General features: G+C 71.5%; 3 protein-coding genes and 1 pseudogene. 2 read left to right on the top strand and 2 right to left on the bottom strand.

The window, feature by feature from the left end; genetic code table 11:
* Both B7L92_RS30235 and B7L92_RS30230 read right to left on the bottom strand, forming a co-directional pair.
* On the bottom strand, positions 1-446 hold a 446-nt coding region (locus B7L92_RS30235; RefSeq protein WP_081240533.1), incomplete at its 3' end, for a class I SAM-dependent methyltransferase.
* Positions 447-923: 477 nt separating this feature from the next.
* Positions 924-1,127 carry a cold-shock protein gene (locus B7L92_RS30230; protein WP_004984723.1) on the bottom strand — a complete coding sequence of 68 codons (204 nt, stop codon included), beginning with the start codon at positions 1,125-1,127 and terminating at the stop codon, positions 924-926.
* Between the two features lie 309 nt (positions 1,128-1,436).
* On the opposite strand from B7L92_RS30230, the gene B7L92_RS30225 reads away from it, so the two are divergent.
* A complete protein-coding gene (locus B7L92_RS30225; protein ID WP_004984722.1) occupies positions 1,437-2,285 on the top strand; it encodes a menaquinone biosynthetic enzyme MqnA/MqnD family protein in 849 nt (282 codons plus the stop codon).
* Between the two features lie 63 nt (positions 2,286-2,348).
* Positions 2,349-2,519: pseudogene (locus B7L92_RS42880) on the top strand (serine/threonine protein kinase); the annotation flags it as partial.
* Between the last annotated feature and the right edge of the window lie 620 nt (positions 2,520-3,139).

Raw genomic sequence — 3,139 nt, 5'->3', positions numbered from 1 at the left:
TGGCCCCCGGGGGCCAGCACCCGGCGGAACTCGGTGAAGAGGGCCGGGAACTCGTCGTGCGGGGTGTGGACGGTCGAGTACCAGGAGACGGCGCCGGCCAGGCTGCCGTCGGGGAGGTCCAGGTCCAGCATCGAGCCCTGCTCGAAGCGCAGGTCCGGGTTCTCGCGGCGGGCGATCCCGACCATCGCCGCGGACAGGTCGAGGCCGAAGACGGAGAGGCCGAGGGAGGCGAGATACGCGGTCACCCCGCCCGGACCGCACCCCAGGTCGGCCACCCGGCCGCCCTTCCCGACCAGCTCGGCGAAGCCGGCCAGGACCCCCCGGTCCAGGGGCTGGGCCGCGTGCACGTCACGGAAGTGGGCGGCGTACTGCTCGGCGACGGCGTCGTAGAAGGCGCGGGTGGCGGCCACGTGGCCGTCGTCGGTGTGGGCGTCGGTGTCGGTCATGGTGGGGCACCCTATCCGCGTCCACCGACACCCACGGGCGGTCGCCGACATTCCCTGCCCCCACCCCTCTCTCCCGGACCCCGATCGGCCGCCCTCGGGGGCGGTGATCGGCTCGGAGGACGCCCCGGCACCCCGACGTCCCGGCACCCCGACAATGCCGATGACCGGACGGGCGGACCCTGACACGGCACATACGGAGGGGCCGGAACCGGGCGCCGTGTTCCCATCGGAGGAGGCATTCCCGGAACGCGGGAGTACGGCGTGATGAGGACCGGGCGGGTGACGGCGGGACCCGGTGGGGAGGGGGCCGCGGAGGGGAATTCACGCCGATCACGGGGCCCGTACGGGAGGAATTCCCCGGGAATTCATCACGGCTCGCGGGGTTTCCCGCCGGCTGTCCCGGGAGAAAGGCAGGAGCCCCGTCGCCGGACGGCGTGGGGCTCCTTGGGTACTGCTAGTCGTTCCCGGATCGGAGGATCAGACCGGGGTGACGTTCTCCGCCTGCGGGCCCTTCGGACCCTGCGTGACGTCGAAGGACACCTGCTGGTTCTCCTCGAGGGACCGGAAGCCGGTCGCGTTGATCGCGGAGTAGTGGACGAAGACGTCGGGGCCGCCGCCTTCCTGGGCGATGAAACCAAAGCCCTTTTCGGCGTTGAACCACTTCACGGTTCCGGTAGCCATAAGCCCTCCTTGGGCCCAAAGGGTTGCCCTGCTCCAGAACCAGCAAGTGTGAAGACGAGTTCCGCACAATCGCTTATGTCTGAGAACGACGAGAGCCCGCGGTCACATGCTCCGCAGGCTCTGTACTGCAAGGGAAACCAAACTGCAACTTGCGACGAGCCTAGCACGCGAAGGCCTCAATGCAATAGAGGTCAAGATCACTTCACCCGAATGTTTGAACGTCCCGTCCGTCACGGCCCTCCGATCGAACGCAAGAGCGGATGCAGGGGTGGGCGTTCGTGTAGCCCGGACGGGGGCTAGCCTCGCGATGTGGACATTCCTCGCACCCGGCCGCGCGTCGGCCACATCCAGTTCCTGAACTGCATGCCCCTGTACTGGGGGCTCGCGAGAACGGGCACGCTCCTCGACTTCGAGCTGACCAAGGACACCCCGGAGAAGCTCAGCGAGATGCTGGTGCAGGGAGAACTCGACATCGGGCCGATCACCCTCGTCGAGTTCCTCAAGCACACGGACCGGCTGGTCGCCTTTCCCGACATCGCCGTCGGCTGCGACGGCGACGTCATGTCCTGCGTGATCGTCTCGCAGGTCCCGCTGGACCGGCTGGACGGTGCCCGCGTCGCCCTCGGCTCGACCTCGCGCACCTCCGTACGCCTCGCCCAGCTCCTCCTCGCCGAGCGGTACGGCGTGCAGCCCGACTACTACACCTGCCCGCCCGACCTGAGCCTGATGATGCAGGAGGCCGAGGCGGCCGTCCTCATCGGGGACGCGGCCCTGCGCGCGAACATGCTCGACGCGCCGCGCTACGGCCTGGACGTGCACGACCTGGGTGCTCTGTGGAAGGAGTGGACGGGGCTGCCCTTCGTGTTCGCGGTGTGGGCGGCGCGCCGGGACTACCTGGAGCGGGAGCCGGTCATCACCCGCCAGGTGCACGAGGCCTTCCTCGCCTCCCGCAACCTGTCCCTGGAGGAGGTCGACAAGGTCGCCGAGCAGGCGGCCCGCTGGGAGGCGTTCGACGAGGCGACCCTGGCGCAGTACTTCACCACCCTCGACTTCAGCTTCGGGCCCCCGCAGCTGGAGGCGGTCGCGGAGTTCGCCCGCCGGGTCGGACCGACGACGGGGTTCGCGGCGGACGTGACGGTGGATCTGCTGCACCCCTGAGGGCGGCGGGCCCGGCCACCACCCTGCTGGAAGGTTCCGGCACTGCGGGGGAGGGGCGGACGGCTGCGGCCGCTCGAAGGGGACGAACCCACGGCCGTGGGGCCCTACCGGCTGCTCGGCCGGCTCGGCTCGGGCGGCATGGGCCGGGTCTACCCGGGCCGCAGCGCCGGGGGCCGCACGGTGGCGGTCGAGATCGTGCACCCGCACTTCGCGCTGGACGAGGAGTTCCGGGCCCTCCCCCACGCTCGAACGCGCTCGCGCGGGGACACCCCCACCGCCGCGAGGTCGACGCCGCCCGCCGGGCGGACGCGTACCGCCCTGCCCGGCAACGGTGTTCGCGGAGTCGGCTTTTTCGGGCGTCCGGACGAGGGGCCGGTCGCGAATGGGCCGGGGCCGCCGACGGTTTCGGAAGATCCCGGGAACCTGCACACCGTTCACCGTGAGACCCCGGGGGAGGGCGGAAACCCGCTCCGGCGGCCCCGCGTCCGTCCTCCCGGCCGGCGGCGGGGCGGTCGCGGGGCAGCCGCGGGGCGGTTCGGGTGAAGAAGCCCGGGGCGCCGGCGCCCTCCGTCTCCACACTCGTGAACTCCCCGGTCCGCCGAAGCGGCACCGCGTCCTCGCGCAGGTGGCCGCCTTGTCCCCCGTGTGCTCTGATCGGGTGGCGCGGGCCGCCGGCCGATCGTCCCGGCCTCCGCGCCTCAGGCGAACTCCGCCGTTCCGCACCGTTCTCACGAAGGGAAACGCGCGCCATGAACACCACTCCCCAGGTCGACACCACCGAGCTGTCCGACGCCGATCTGGAGTTCGTCTCCGGCGGCCAGGCGGGCGGCCCGGCCGCCGGCCTCGACCTCGGC

The sequence above is a fragment of the Streptomyces viridosporus genome (assembly GCF_002078235.1).
GTDB lineage: Bacteria > Actinomycetota > Actinomycetes > Streptomycetales > Streptomycetaceae > Streptomyces > Streptomyces viridosporus.
This window is presented reverse-complemented; position numbering and strand designations above follow the sequence as displayed.